We start from the raw sequence: 15,554 nt of genomic DNA on the forward strand, positions 1-15,554 counted from the left end.
CGCTACCTTTATCTAGTGGGGCGCATTCCGTTTGTGTCGGCGCAGCAGAAACGCTCATGTTCGACATCCACAATGTACAAAACATGACTGCGACTAGTGCAAGCTTAGGCACATGTGATCCTTGGAGGTTCACCGTACGTTTTGTAAACTGCATCTTTAACTCCCCTTATCGTGTTCTAGTAAGCGCTTTAGGTTTGTTGCATCTTCATTTCTTAGCAATTGGCAAAAGAGAGTGAGAGATCTCCTTGAACTGAGTATATGAGTCGGGAGGCGTTTGCGTATATGAGACACTTTTTGGATTGTGATCTTCTCTTTGTAAGATAGCGAATATCTAAATTTTCCGCTTTTCTTGAGGACCACTGAAAGCCAAAGCACCCTCGGCGTTGCTGACGCATCAAGGGGTGCTTTGAAAGTGCGAAGAAGTGATGCGGTGCCTATGGTATGAGAGCAATGCGAGAGACCACGGGTTGTCGATCCTTAGTTTAGCTCCTGTACCAATATCGCTTAACACGATGTCCGGATTCTGGCTTCCAATCGTGAAGATCTTCGAGTTCAGATCCATCGTCCCGGAACGGATACACCTAATGGAAGAAACGGCCCTGCTACTTCTCTATCGGGGGAAAGTAGAAGGTGAACTTCTTGTCCGTACCCTCTAAGTGACCCGACACCCTCCGATGTGGGACCATGGGGTGATGAGATCCATCTCGCTGTCGATGACTGGCCGATCGTACAGCGGATCGATTATGTCGGCGGTGATCCATAGTGGCTCGTTATTGCTACTGGTCATGTTCATTTCGCTCCCATCAGTGAAGTGATTAGTATTTTTATCGTCATCTTCATTTTTGCCGCTTGACAAAATCTTCTGTATCCATTTGCTGACCATGCAGTTTGCACTATGATGACTCTACAAACACAGCTCATTTGGATGATTCAAGACATCTCCCACTGCGGAGGCAGCTCGCTGCCAGGAGCAACCATTCACGCGGTCGTCTTCGGTCGAATCCGATCATCTGCTAAGCCGACAAAGTCCCGAATTTCATTAAGCCGTCTCCGCACTTTCGAACTGACTGTTGTACAACTCCGAGTAGAAACCTTGCAGCTTCAGTAATTCCTCGTGCGTCCCCTGCTCGATGATGGACCCTTGGTCCATGACGAGAATCAGGTCTGCGTCCCGGACGGTTGACAGCCGATGCGCGATAATAAAGGTCGTGCGGTCCTGCATCAGGCTCTTCATCGCTTGCTGGATATACGCTTCCGTTCGGGTATCGACGTTGCTGGTCGCTTCATCAAGCAGCAGAATGACGGGATCTGCGAGAATTGCCCTCGCGATGGTGAGCAACTGCTTTTGGCCTTGCGAAAGACTCCCTCCTTCCTCATTAATAACCGTATCGTAGCCATCCGGCAGTTGTCGGATGAATACATCCGCATGGGCCAGCACGGCGGCCTCTTGGATCTCCACTTCCTTGGCTCCCGGTTTACCGAAGGCGATGTTGTCGCGGATGGTTCCCGTAAACAGCCAGGTGTCCTGTAGAACCATGCCGAACAGGCTTCGTAAGTCTTCTCTCGTCAGCATGGCGATATCGAAACCGTCGACGGTAATTCGTCCGGCGTCGACTTCGTAGAACCTCATCAGCAGGTTAACCATCGTGGATTTTCCGGCCCCGGTCGGGCCTACGATAGCTACTTTGGCACCCTGATCCACGTGGAGGTTCAACGATTCGATCAGTCGCGTTTCTTCCTTGTAGCTGAAGTCGATCCGTTCGAAGCGAACCTCGCCCCTCGGCGAAGGGATCCTGGACGGCTTGCTGGACTCAGGGATCTCCTCCGCCTCGTCCAGAATCTCGAAGATCCTTTCGGCGGAAGCGACTCCCGATTGGATCATATTCACGATGTTGGCCGCTTGCATGAGAGGCTGCGAGAAACTTCTCGAGTATTGAATGAAGGCTTGGACGTCGCCGATGCCGATGGCGCCGCGGGTGACCAGAAAGCCTCCGAGCAGGCAAATCGCGATATACCCCAGATTGTTGATCATCGAGATCAGCGGCATCACAAGACCGGAGATGAACGGAGCTAGCTTTCCCGCCCGATACAGCTCCTCGTTTTTCTTCCGAAAGGCTCGGAGGTTCTCTTGCTCCGTTCCGTACGCCTTGACCGTCGAGTGAGCCGAATAGGTCTCCTCCACATGGCCATTTAATTCTCCCAACGACCTCTGCATTGCCTGGAAGTGTGGCATCGATCTCTTGGCGATAGTCTTCATCCCGAAGAAGCTGAGGGGGAGCGTCACGAGCACGGCGACGGTCATCCAGAAGTTTACAGCCAGCATCATGATGACGATGCCGACAATCGTAATGACGGACGAGAGGAACTGCGAGACGACCTGCTGAAGCGTATTGCTGACGTTATCAACATCGTTGACCGCGCGGCTGAGAAGGTCCCCGCTCGACCGGGCGTCGTAATAGCCTAGGGGAAGTTTGGCGAATTTATGGTTTAATTCCCTCCGTAGATCGAATACTGTCCGCTGCGCCAGATTGCCGGCAAACCATAGCTGGACATAACTGAACAGCGCGCTGAACGCGTAGAGAATGGAGAGTAGGACGAGTATTCGGGCAATGAAGGCCATGTCGATGCCCGGCGATTCAACGCCTTGAAGTCGGGCCAATGCTCCGTCGAACAGCTCCGTCACGATAAGTCCCGTCAACTTAGGGGCCGCGATCTGGAACAGCGTTCCCAATAGGGCGACCGCAAGGACTAGGCCAAGAGAGGAGCGGTAGCGTCTCAGGTATACGATCAGCCTCGAAACCGTATGCTTAAAATTTTTAGGCTTCATGCCGACTCCTCCCCTTCCCCGTTCTCCTGCGACTTTACGATCTCGCGGTAGTCCTCACTAGTCTCCATCAGGTCGCGATGCGTTCCTATCGCAGCGATTCGTCCTTCGTTCAGAACGATAATCTGGTCCGCGTCAATCACACTGCGAATCCGTTGCGCGACGATGAAGAGAATCGAGCTGCGAGCTTGGTTTCGAAGATGACTTCGAAGCTCGGCTCTCAGCTTCGCATCCGTCTTGTAATCGAGCGCCGAGAAGCTGTCGTCGAACAGATAAATCCGGGGGTTGCGCGCCAGCGCGCGGGCGATCGACAGTCTCTGCTTCTGTCCCCCCGATAGGTTTGTGCCGCGTTGGGCGAGCAAGGAGTCGAATCCCTCTTCCTTATCCATGATGAATCTGGCGGCCTGGGCGACCTCAGCCGCCCGACGGACATCCTCGTCGCCGGCGTCGGGAGTGCCGTACCGAATATTACCAGCGATCGAGTCGGAGAAGATCTCCGCCTTCTGCGGGACATAGCCGATTATCTCCCTCAGCCCGAGAAGAGGAAGGGTGGCCACATCGATTCCCCCGATGAGGATTTGCCCTTCTTCAGGCTCGAGTAACCGGGGAACCATTTGGAGCAAAGTCGACTTGCCGGCTCCCGTGCCACCGATAATCGCGGTTACCTCCCCTTCGTTCGCCCGGAACGAAATCCCGCTCAGGACGGTCCTCTCCGAGCCGGGATATCTATAGGAGACGTTTCTAAACTCCACGGACAAGGAAAGGCGATCCACAAGGGTCCGATCGTCTTCCGTCCGGTTGCCACATGGCTCCGATGGCATATCGAGAAGCTCGTTGAGCCGCGCCGCGGATACCATCGCCCGGGGAAGAGAGCCGAAAAGGAAGGAGAACATGACGATCGACATCAGGATAATGCCGGCATATTGGATGAACGCCATTAACTCCCCGACTTGGAGATTGCCACCACTCACCCGCTCCGCGCCGAACCATAGGATGAGTATTGTGGAGAGGTTAAAGGACATGGAGATAACCGGCATATTCAGCGACATGATCCGATTCGCAGCGATCGACTGATCCCGCAGCGACTCGTTCGATTCGGCGAATCGCTCACGCTCCCAGTTTAGCCGATGGAAGGCCCGAATGACACGCACGCCGGTCAGCGCCTCGCGAATGACCAGATTCATCCGATCGACCCTCTGCTGAATGGTCCTGAACACAGGGAAGGCCGCTTTCATGATGAGCAGGATTCCGGCGATAAGAAGCAGGATTCCGACGAGCAGCACGGAAGACAGCTTCACGTCTTGGGACAACGCCATCACGACACCGCCGATGCACATAATCGGAGCCATCAGCATGATGCGAAGCATCATCTGAAGAACGTTCTGAACCTGGGTCACATCGTTCGTCGTCCTCGTGATCAACGAAGAAGCGCCCAGCCGATGAAAGTCGGATACTCTCAGCCCCTGCGCTTTGGCATAAGTCCTTTCCCTGAGAGAATGTCCGAAGCCGGCCGAGATAGAGGCGGCCAAGTAACTCGCCATCGCCGAACCGACCGCACCGAGAATCGCGATGGCCAGCATAGCCGATCCCACCTTGTAGATATAAGACAGGTCTCCGTCAACGATTCCAATGTCGACGATGTCCGACATCAAGGTCGGAAGGAAGAGCTCGGAGCCGGTCTGAACGATAGTGAGAGCAATGACGCCGACGATAAACCAGCGGTAATGGTTAAGCTCGCGAAATAGCTTAAACAAGTTGATCCCTCCGTCTTTTGCCTTTTCTATTAGTTTAAAGAAGCTTCCACTGCTTCTGCTAACAGGATTCCGACAAATTTACTAGCTATTTCACGACTTTTTTCTTTGCATGGGCCGCCCAAGCCATTAATCGCGGTTTCATTCATTGCGAACGAAGAAAGCCGCATCTCCTTCCGGGATCCGGCCATCTTCGTTCTTATTATTGATTCGCAGCTACTAAGCGGCCTGTTTGGATCAGTTGCTTCGATTAATATCCAAAACACACCAAAAATCCGCGATCGCATTCATATCAGCGCCGCGGATTCAGTCCTTTATTCCCTAATAGTAGTGTTGCCGTTACCCTCATCGCGATAAACTGCTTTCCAATCAAATCAATGCGATCCTTCGTAAGTTTCAGAAAGCCTGCTAATTGTCATATTCCATGTATCGATTATTTCAACGTAATAGCGAACACCATGACTTTGAGTGCCTTTTATGAATCATTCAAAGCAACGAGAAGTTCTTCCAGATTTTCCTTTGGAATCACTCCTTGACTTTCTACAATTCTTAATTTAAGGCTGTGCAAGAGAGCATCCATGTCCATGCCGAATGGCGCGTCAGTTCTAGTGCTGCCGAAGCCCATCCCCATTAAAATCTTGGACACAAGCTCAGCCCCGGCAGTTTCTGTACGGATATCGCCAAGTGTTGAATCCAATGTAAATTTTTTACGTACGTTGGTGGTTGAAAGGACGACAATCGTATGGCTCAATTGAATGTCCTCCGAAGATTTCCCAATGAGAATCTCGAACTCTCCACTTTCCACATACCAGTCCTGTAAGTCGACATGATAATAAGCAAATGCACGTTTCCCTAGTCTAAAAGTAACCTGCTTCTCTTCTCCGGGCTCCAGAGTCACTTTTTCGAATCCTTTTAATTCCTTGATTGGTCTGAGCACACTGCTCTCTATATCCTTAACATAGAGCTGTACAATTTCTTTCCCTGCTCTATGCCCCGAATTTCTCACATTAACGGTTACTTCTAGTTCTTCCGCATCCGTGATTTCCGACTTATTGATCCGCAGATCGGAATATTCGAAGGAGGTATAGGAGAGACCGTGGCCAAACGGGAACAGAGGCTTCGTATCCACTTTGTCAAAGTACCGATATCCAATGAACAAGCCCTCCCGATATTCGACTTGATGCCTCTCTCCAGGGAAGTTAATAAAGGAGGAAGTATGGCTCAGTTTCTCCGGGAACGTCTCCGCCAGCTTGCCCGATGGATTCTGAACCCCAAATAGTAAATCTGCTACCGCGCCCGCCATGGCTTGCCCGCCCAGATAGGCTTCGAGCACTGCCTGAGAGTTGTGAATCCAGGGCATCTCTACCGCGGAACCATTTAACAAAACAAGAATGATCTTCTCTTGAACAGTGGATACGGCTTCGATCAGCGCAACTTGGTTATCAGGAAGCCCTAGGTGCTTTCTGTCGACGCCTTCGGCATCGTACTTCTCTGGCAAGCCGACAAACAGAATCGCTGCATCTACTTGGCTGGCGACCTTCTTCGCCGCCTCGATCATTTCTTCGTTCAACTCATCATTCTCAAGAGAATATCCCTCTGCGTATAGCAACTCAGCATCCTTGGCAACCCTTTGGATTTCCTCATATGGAATATCCAACTTCGTAGGCTGAACCCGGGAGCTTCCAGCCCCCTGATACCGGGGTTTTTTCGCAAAAGCGCCTAGGACCGCGATAGACCCCTTCTTATCTAGAGGAAGCACGTCATTCTCATTCTTCAAGAGAACCATACTCTCCGCTGCTACTACTCTTGCGAACTGATGATGAGCTTCTTGATCATAAGTTGCATTTTCTTTTTGTAAATCCACTGCTCGGAAGATGACGGTCAGAATGTTTTCCACTGCAGCATCCAGCGTGTTTATTTCAATTGAGCCTTTTTGGATAGCTTCAATAATTTTGCGGCTTCCAACTCCATTGCTGGTAGGCATTTCAAGATCTAATCCTGCGGCCAAAGCAATCTCTCTTTCGCTCACCGCACCCCAATCGGAAACAACGAAACCTTCAAAGCCCCATTCGTTCCTTAGGATCTCCGTTAGCAATCTTCTGTTCTCCGAGCAGAATATGCCGTTAATTTTATTATAAGCCGACATAATCGTCCAAGGTTGGGCATTCACAACCGCACCTTCGAAGCTTGCCAGATAAATTTCCCTGAAGGTTCTCTCATCGAGAATGACGTCAATATTAAACCTACGAGTCTCTTGATTATTCACGGCAAAATGCTTGAGGGACGTTCCCACTCCCTGACTTTGAACTCCTTGAATATGCTTAGTGGTTAACTCCGAAGACAAGTAAGGGTCCTCCGAGAAATATTCGAAGTTTCTACCACACAATGGAGATCGCTTGATATTAGCCCCCGGTCCGAGGATGATCCCCACCCCTTCCGCTTGGCATTCTTCGCCAAGTGCGACTCCTACCTGCTCCACAAGCTCACGATTCCATGAGCTAGCCAGCCCCGCTGCAGTGGGAAAGCATGTGGCCGGAACACTTTCATTCAAGCCCATGTGATCCTCCGCACCGTTTTGCTTCCGAAGCCCATGTGGCCCATCCGTCATCATGATCGATGGAATACCATGCTTCGGCAACGCAGTCGTGTACCACGCTCCGACGCCGGAACAAAATTCTGCCTTCTCTTCCAATGACATCCGAGAAATTATTTCTTTAATGTTTCTTTCCATATTGAACCTCCGTCCAATTGGCACCGATGCCATATTTTCATTGAACTTCTTGCCCATATTGACTTCTGTATTCCGATGGCCCCATCTCCGCGTATTTCCTGAATATCTTTGTGAAATGGGAAAAATTGGTATATCCCACAGACGATGCCACCGCACTGATCGGGATCCTGGTTTGACTCAACAATTCCTTGGCCAGCTTAATTCTCTCCGATAGGACATAGTCGGACAAGGAGTAGCCCGTCTCCTTCTTGAACAGTTTGGACAAATGATCGGGATTCAAAAACACCTGCTCCGCCATCTTCTCGCGGGACAAGTCCTGATCGATATTCGTCGCTACATAACGCTTGATGTTCTGTACGACAGACTCGGACTCTCTGATCACTTCCGTCTGGTGCAGTGCTTTGTCCACCGCATGACGAACCCAATTCATCATATCGTTCACGGAGCGCCCCGCCGTTTCTGACAAGCGCTTTGATTCTTCATCACCAAACAATTGGTGTGCTTGTAACTCGTTCATATTCAAGTAAGAATACAAAGCCTGTAGGAAATCTTGATGAAGTTGATGCAGAATACGCGCATCTAACTTGCTGTGCTTTATGAGATCGTCCAGAACAATGTCCATTCCTTGGACAACTGCCTCATTTGTCCCCTTCTTCAAGAGAGATAACCATAAGTTCAAGTCCGGCAAAATAATGGATTGGTCACTCTGCATGGTTCCATCTTCCCCGAACACTTGGTTAAAATAAGCCACATTGTTCCGATCCTTCGTTTTCAAAAATCCCACCTTGTCCGCCACACAATGTGCTTTGACTGGCTGCCCAAAATAACATGATAACGCGCAGTAAAAATGACGATTGCAAAAATGGATATACTTGCGACTTTGATCCTGCAATTGCCCGTAGTCCCATTGCCTCCAATTATCCGAAAAAAACAAGATAAGGAGTTGATCCCTATCCAGCTGGAATACAATGCCTTCCCGATTTTCAATTAACATCTCTTCGGCTGTTTTCTTCAGCGCATATTCCAGAATCTTCGCGTCCCTTGGTTTTAACGTTTCACGCCAATGCTTCACAGAGATAAGAATCGGCAAGAAGATTGAATTCTCTGTAATCGGAATTTGCTGTCGCTCGACCTGCTCATAAATGGCGACAGGGTCGTTCGGGGTCGTATGGTTAATGAGATCCAGCCAGAACCGTTCGATAATCAACGAATGATGCCTCATCCAGAGCCGATGGGACTGACTGTTTCTGTTCATTTCGCTTTGCTGCTCAATGAGATTCTGTGCTCTGCGAATGACAGCCTCAAGATCACTGGTCAGGACAGGCTTCAATAGATAATCCAGACAGCCGAGTTGTAGCGCTTCCTTCGCATACTTGAAATCGGCGTGACTCGTGAGAAAGATGGTGATCGTGCTTGGATGGTGTACACGTACCCAAGAAAGCAGCTCAAGCCCGCTCCCTAGCGGCATCTCGATATCGCATAACAGAATATCGATGGATTCACATGTCAGAATATCCTTGGCCTGCCGAATATTGAATGCTGTGAATAAGCCTTCGATCTCCAGTTTCTCCAAATCCAAATCTGCTTTTACACCCTCGATTGCATGAAGTTCATCATCGACGATCAGCATTCGATAGGTCATGACGACACCCCCAAATTCGATTCGGTAGGCACAATCAATTCAACGATCGCGCCGCCGGTGTCTGAATCATTACGAAATCGAAGCGTCACATGATCTCCGTACAAAAGACACAACCGTCGGCGTACATTCCATATGCCGATTTGTTCGCCCTCCTCGTTTTCCATGTTTCGTCCTGCCTGCAATTCCTGCAGCACTTCGTTTGAAAATCCGTTCCCGGTATCACGAATCTGAATAATCATCTGAGACACAGCAGCTTCGTCCGGCATGTCGATCTTCACCGTAATATGAATCGGCTTGTCCATTGTAACGGCATGCTTAATGGAATTCTCGACGAAGGATTGAATCATCAGTGGCGGTACGGGTACCTCCATTAAGAAGTTGGGAGTTGCGATATCCCAAGTCAACTGTCCGGGAAAGCGTAAGCACTGTATGCGTAAGTAATTGCGGGTATGATCCAATTCATTCTGCAGTTTAACAAAAGAAGTATTGCTGCGAAATAAATAGCGGAAGTAATGAATCAGCGACATGGACATTTCCTTGATCAAATCGTGTTTTTTTACTTTTGCCAGATTGTACAAGATATTGAGCGCATTCAGAAAAAAGTGGGGATTCACCTGCAATTGCAGCCTGCGAAGTTCTTCACGTTGCTTGTTGAGTTGCTCTTCAAAAACATTGACGCGCAGCGTCTGTATTTCGGTCATCATAGAATTGAACGATTCGCCCAACAGGTTAAACTCGTCTGAGCTGCGCTGCATATTGACACGAACGCTCCAATCGCCGCCTCGCACCTTCCTCATGGCAGACAGTACTTTGTTTAGCGGTACCAGAAATGATTTTCTTAGCAATATCAGCCCGACCGGAATAAAGACGATGGCTGTAATCGTAATGATCCAAATGATTGTTTGCAGATACGGAAGATTCGCCAAGATATGCTGGTCGGGAATGAGCGCGACAAGACTGAAGCTGGCTCGTACGGCATGCGTGCCCACGACAAGATACTTCCGATTCTCGCCCGACAAGTAATAGTTGTTTAGATTTCGGCCCAATTCTATGCCTTCATTCTGTACAACACTTGTGCGAGTGATCGGTTTTCCCTCGTCATTAATGAGCAAAACCTCACCGTCGTCCCCCACTTTCAACAACTGTAGCTGCGAAACGAGTCTATCCGTGCTGATCCATACACCTAAATAGGCGTCTCCTGCCCGTACAATATCGAGTAAATAATGATGTTGATTGATTTGAATATTCTTCCAATTTCTTGTGAATTTTCCGGATTTCCGCTGCTGTTCAATCAATTGGATCACTTCAAGTTTGACGTCTCGGTTCTCTCGGGTTAGACTGTTTCCAAAGTTCAGGATGTCCATGTAATCGTGCCGCTTACTCTCATAGACAAAAAAACCGGTAACGCTTCGATACAAGGAAACATCCTTGGACAGCAGGTAGAACAAATCACTCTTCGCCATATAATAATTGTCGTCAGTATCGGCAATGGATAGCGAGAGCAAATCGAATTTATCGGAAAGCGTAATCATATACGCATCGACATCGTTAAGATTTGAATCAATCTGGCTCATATATAGCGATAAGGAACTTTTGTAGGAATCAGCTACTTGTTCCCGTACAACATCTTTCGCATAGTAATTATTATAGATGAGCATGCCGACGAGCGGGACGGTCATGATCAATACACTCATGGATAATTTGATTCGAAGTGAATGCAAGGACCAATTCCGTTTATGGCTCATTAGGTCATCACACTCCAGAAATGCAGTTTTTCATATGATTTTATCATAATGCAGACTAGAATGGGCCGGGTCTAGAGATCGACTCGGCTCCATTCACTTCACTATTTAGCAACTGCCCACTTGTCCAGTTGATTCTGCTCTTCCGCGATAATTTTATCAATGCCGGCAGCCCTCAACTTGTCTCTGAATTCCTGCAGCTTCTTGTCTGGATCAACCGTACCCGACTCCAACGCTTTACGATATTGAGTGATCACGTTAGTCACGGCTGTCATTTCGTTTTTGACTGGCTCCGAATTGAAGGAAAATCCGAGTGCTTTCGATTTGATCGCTTTCTGGTTCGCTTCCCGTGTTAAACTCCATTTATTCGGATCCTCAGTCTTATATAAATACGTATTAAAAGGATTGCCGATCAGCCAGGTTTGATTCGTCCAACCTACCGTTTCCCGCGTTATGCCTTCTGGATAATCTACCAGATTGTCGGCTACCTTCACATAATGCTTGCCTTCGACGCCCCACATCAATAGATTGGCGAGCGCGGGGTCGGTGTACATCAAATTCATGAACATCATGGCTCTTTCCGGATTCTCAGAATTTTGGGAAATGGCCCACAACCCAGTAATAATCTTACCAGTCGTTATATAGTTACCCGGCAGTAATCCTGCAAATACCAACCCTTTACCAATTTGTTGCGATTCTGATTGGACATGACCTACCTGATTGGCCCAGAAATAGGAGAATGCATTACCAGCCTTCACAAAGTCCGATCCTGTGACGTTGCTCGTAGCGGCATCTTTATTAATGTAACCTGCCTTAAACCAGCTATGAATCTTCTTTAGCGTATCTTCGTACCATGGCAATTCATACAAGTTCTCTAGTTTCAAATCGTTGCCGTAATCAGGCAAGACGCCGGGACCGATCGGATCGTACGGATGATATTTGTCGATTGGAGTGGATAAACCCACCGCCAGCGGCGTAATATTCGGTTCGTTCTGTTTAATCGTTGCAAATACTTGATCTAGATCGTCGATGCTGTCTATGGACGCAACGTCAATGTTATACTTCTCAACAAGATCCTTCCTCATCATAATGCCCGACTGACCCGTCGTGGAATCTCCAAGATTAGGGACGCCATAAACTTTCCCGTCCACCTTCGCGGCATCCAGAAATGCTGAATCGAACTCCGCTTTCAAATCCTGACCGTATTCGTCCAGCAGTTCATCCAGAGCTATAATCTTGCCAGAAGTCACATCGCGACTATAAGCTTGTCCAAATTCAAAGAACATATCCAGTTTTTCGCCACCCGAAGTCATCAAGTTTAACTGTTGTTGCCAAGCACCGATGCTAATCGGAAGCAGTTTCACGGTTGCATTAATTTTCGGCTGTGTAATCTTGTTGATCTCTTCTTCGATTAAAGCGACATCTTTCGGTACGGCCTCGAATGCAGGTATTGCCATTGTAATTTCATACGGGTCCTTCGTTGCATCATCGGCGCTCGCATTTGCGCTTTGGTTGGCGCTATCATCCGAAGCTGCCGCAGGTGAATTGGATGGTTGTCCCCCTTCGTTGTTCTTGGATGAACAAGCAACGAGCACACTCATTAGCATGACTACGGAAAGCAACAGACTCAATACCTTATTTCTGTTCATGGTTTTTCCCCCTGCATGATGTGAGTTTTGAAACTGCTTACATAACCATCATATCGTGATCCTCGGGAAGCCACTAACACTTTGACGACATTACGATTAGTGCTTTCACGACATTTTAGGAACGGCCTTTATATCCATAGTCAGGAATGGACTTCCACCTCTTGCGCAGTTCATGCGCCGCCATCTTTGGTTTGCGTTCGCGGGTGAAAATCCCTTTCTTATTGCCCTGCACGCGAATAATGCCTTGACTTGTTTGGAAATCTGCAAAGTTCCATACCTGTTCCCCCGACGAAATGCTCGAATTCATCGAACACCTCGTGGTTCGCCCGATAAAAAGCCACTTGATATTCTTCTGTGAACATTACTGGATCGACATCATGAAGGTCGGCAATTGTATCAGTGCCATACTCCATCATTATGATTGGCTTACCCGGACAGCGCTTCATCCATCCTTTCAACTCTTGACGCAAGCTGGACTTGGCCTTCTCAAAATCGCCTCCGAAGATATACCAGCCGTAATAGCGGTTTAATGCCAGCACATCCACCAACTCCGCCACTTTGTCTTTGTCTGGGGTGGCCATCATATAGTTAACAATCATAACAGGCCTGCGCTGTGGATCGATCTGTTTGGCCAGTTCAACCAACGGGAGGAAATATTCATAAGCGCCATCCTCCTCCGATGCCGGTTCGTTAGCAATACACCACATAACGACGCATGGATGGTTCTTATCACGGGCAATCATCTCTCGAACGACTTCCTGGTGATGATCCTGTGTTCGCAACTCTTCCCACGTATGTCGCATCACCCCACGCTGGGGTGTTACATTGAAGTTCTCCGACTGCTGGCGTCTCGTCTATAACGACAAAGCCTTCGCGATCAGCCAGCCTCATCATTTCTTCTGAACCATCACATTCGCCGCTTCGTTCAAGCCCCTTCCGTTCAGCGGCGTGTCTTCATGCTTGCCGAAACCTTTGAAATAGAACGGCTTATTATTGAGCAGGAATTGACCATCTTTCACCTCAACTGTCCGGATACCAATCGGTTGGTCATACACATCGATCGTTTGGTCATTGTCTTGCAAATCGACACTTCCAGTTTAAATTTCCAAATTCCATTCAAGTCGATCATACTGCGAGTTTCCGAAACGATGGGATAAAGCATTTATTGTTTGTTTCCTTTCAATGTCGATTAACTTAACCTTTAACGGCGCCGATCATAATCCCTTTGACGAAGTGCTTCTGGAAAAACGGGTATGCAACCAGAATCGGAAGAGAGCCAATCACTGCAATAGCCATCTTGACTGAATCGCTTGGCAGTTGCTTCATTGCATCGGAAGCTCTCGAAGAATCCATTGTTGTAATGAACTGGATGTCCTGCATAATACGGTTAAGCAAGTTTTGAATGCTGAAATAATGAGGATTTGTAATATATACCATTCCGTTGGCCCAATCGTTCCAGTACATAATGCATGTAAACAAACCAATTGTAGCCAAAATCGGAGTCGAAATCGGCAGCACGATCGACCAGAAAGTACGGTACTCGCCCGCGCCGTCTATTTGCGCCGATTCAATCATTTCGGTCGGCACCGTAGTCGCGAAGAATGTCCGTGCCAACAGGATATAATAACCATTCGTAAGTAAACCCGGAAAGATGAGCGCCCAGATCGTATTCTTAATATCGAATAGCTGTGTGTACACCAGGTAGCTCGGAATCAATCCGCCGTTAAACAACATTGTGAAGAAAACCAGAAACATGATCAGGTTTCGATGCGGCGTCACTTTTCTGGCAAGCGGATAGGCCAGCAGCGTTGAAATCGCCAGGCCGATAGCGGTGCCGAATACGGTAACAAAGATGGAAACTCCGTATGCACGCACAATATCGGTTCCTCTGTCCATCAGGTAATCGTATGCTGCCCAACTGAACACTTTCGGGAAAAATGAATATCCGTCTGCAATAATTGAATTCTGATCCGTTAAGGATGCGGAAATAAGTAACACGAACGGAAGAATACATACGAGCGAAAACAACAATAATGAAACATGGCTGAATATTGCAATTCCTCTGCCATCTTGTCGCATATGGGTCACCTCCTAGAATAATGCGTTGTCCTTGTTGTAAAGTCTGACTGAGTAATTCGCAATAATGATGAGGACAAATCCGACGATCGACTGATAGAGGCCTGCCGCTGCAGTCATGCCAAGATCGCCGCTACCAAGCAACCCGTTGAACACATATGTGTCGATCGTTGCCGTCGTGTTGAATAGCGGACCGGCATTCAGCGGAACCTGGTAAAACAGGCCAAAGTCGGAATAGAAAATCCGTCCCACCGAAAGCAATGTCAGCATAATGATGACCGGCATTAGAATTGGCAACGTAATCTTGAATATTTGCTGCAAACGGCTTGCCCCGTCCATACGCGCTGCTTCGTAATATTCCTCGCTGATACCCATCAACGCAGCAAAGTACACGATGCTGGAGAACCCTGTGCTCTTCCAGAAGCTAATAATCGACAAGATGACGGGCCAATATTTGGCTTCACTGTAAAACATGATTCCATCCTCGATGCCGAACCACGGCAGAACCGTCCGGTTAATGAATCCAGACTCGGCGCCCAGCATGGCGTAGACCAGATAGCTGACAATTACCATCGAGATGAGGTGAGGCAATGTTATGATAGCCTGATAAGTTCGGAGTAGCAACTTCTTGCGAATCTCATTCAGCAGAATTGCCGTCGCCAGGGCGAGCACCGTCCCGACGGTGATGAAGAAGACGTTGTACAAGATCGTATTTCGCGTAATGATGTACGCATCCGACGTTTTGAACAAATAGGTGAAATTGTCGAATCCGATCCAATCACTGCCAAAAATCCCCTTGGCAAAGTTGATTTTCTTGAACGCAATGATGATGCCAGCCATCGGAAGATAGTTGTTGATCAGCAGGTAAAGTAACCCGGGTATCATCATGATCAATAGAGGTGCATATTTCCTGATTTGTGAAGTCTTCTTCCTCCTTCCGCCCTCAACTACATCTATGGGTACAACTTGTGCCATAAAAGTTCCCCTTCCTGTTGTCATGTTCGGTATTTCATAGTCCTATCATAGGAGATGGAGCCCTGACTCACTAACGGTATCACGACTTATCAATAGCAGTTTCACGACATCTTTCTTAAGGAGGGATCCAACTGGCAAAGAGTGAGCACCCCGTTTTTTCTCAC

Annotated in this window: 10 protein-coding genes and 1 pseudogene; all 11 read right to left on the reverse strand. The window is 48.3% G+C overall.

Translation table 11 applies throughout. The annotated features are described in order from the left end of the window. Positions 1 to 652 precede the first annotated feature (652 nt). On the reverse strand, positions 653 to 787 hold the full coding sequence (locus HH215_RS36725) for a hypothetical protein (RefSeq protein ID WP_256376613.1): 135 nt from the start codon (positions 785 to 787) through the stop codon (positions 653 to 655). A 252-nt stretch (positions 788 to 1,039) separates the two neighbouring features. After that, positions 1,040 to 2,827: an ABC transporter ATP-binding protein gene (locus tag HH215_RS18745; RefSeq protein WP_169281293.1), complete on the reverse strand. Its 1,788-nt coding sequence runs from the start codon at positions 2,825 to 2,827 to the stop codon at positions 1,040 to 1,042. Then, complete coding sequence (locus HH215_RS18750) at positions 2,824 to 4,578, reverse strand: ABC transporter ATP-binding protein (RefSeq protein WP_169281294.1); 1,755 nt, start codon at positions 4,576 to 4,578, stop codon at positions 2,824 to 2,826. The genes HH215_RS18745 and HH215_RS18750 overlap by 4 nt, the downstream gene beginning before the upstream one ends. Positions 4,579 to 4,949: 371 nt before the next feature. Beyond that, a complete protein-coding gene (locus HH215_RS37070) occupies positions 4,950 to 5,054 on the reverse strand; it encodes a DUF5605 domain-containing protein (RefSeq protein WP_169284469.1) in 105 nt (34 codons plus the stop codon). After that, positions 5,051 to 7,306, reverse strand: coding sequence for a glycoside hydrolase family 3 C-terminal domain-containing protein (locus HH215_RS18760; protein ID WP_169281295.1), 2,256 nt, complete (start codon positions 7,304 to 7,306; stop codon positions 5,051 to 5,053). The genes HH215_RS37070 and HH215_RS18760 overlap by 4 nt, the downstream gene beginning before the upstream one ends. 37 nt (positions 7,307 to 7,343) lie before the next feature. Continuing rightward, positions 7,344 to 8,948, reverse strand: a complete 1,605-nt coding sequence (locus HH215_RS18765; protein ID WP_169281296.1) for a response regulator transcription factor — start codon at positions 8,946 to 8,948, stop codon at positions 7,344 to 7,346. Further along, positions 8,945 to 10,693, reverse strand: coding sequence for a sensor histidine kinase (locus HH215_RS18770; protein ID WP_169281297.1), 1,749 nt, complete (start codon positions 10,691 to 10,693; stop codon positions 8,945 to 8,947). The genes HH215_RS18765 and HH215_RS18770 overlap by 4 nt, the downstream gene beginning before the upstream one ends. Positions 10,694 to 10,794: 101 nt before the next feature. Next, positions 10,795 to 12,339: an ABC transporter substrate-binding protein gene (locus tag HH215_RS18775; RefSeq protein WP_169281298.1), complete on the reverse strand. Its 1,545-nt coding sequence runs from the start codon at positions 12,337 to 12,339 to the stop codon at positions 10,795 to 10,797. Between the two features lie 115 nt (positions 12,340 to 12,454). Continuing rightward, positions 12,455 to 13,427, reverse strand: a pseudogene (locus HH215_RS18780) (glycoside hydrolase family 2 TIM barrel-domain containing protein); the annotation flags it as partial. Between the two features lie 106 nt (positions 13,428 to 13,533). Continuing rightward, the gene (locus tag HH215_RS18785; RefSeq protein WP_169281299.1) at positions 13,534 to 14,418 is read right to left on the reverse strand and encodes a carbohydrate ABC transporter permease; all 885 of its coding nucleotides are present in this window, start codon (positions 14,416 to 14,418) and stop codon (positions 13,534 to 13,536) included. Between the two features lie 12 nt (positions 14,419 to 14,430). Next, positions 14,431 to 15,390 carry an ABC transporter permease gene (locus tag HH215_RS18790; RefSeq protein ID WP_169281300.1) on the reverse strand — a complete coding sequence of 320 codons (960 nt, stop codon included), beginning with the start codon at positions 15,388 to 15,390 and terminating at the stop codon, positions 14,431 to 14,433. Between the last annotated feature and the right edge of the window lie 164 nt (positions 15,391 to 15,554).

The sequence above is a fragment of the Cohnella herbarum genome, from assembly GCF_012849095.1.
Taxonomy (GTDB): domain Bacteria; phylum Bacillota; class Bacilli; order Paenibacillales; family Paenibacillaceae; genus Cohnella; species Cohnella herbarum.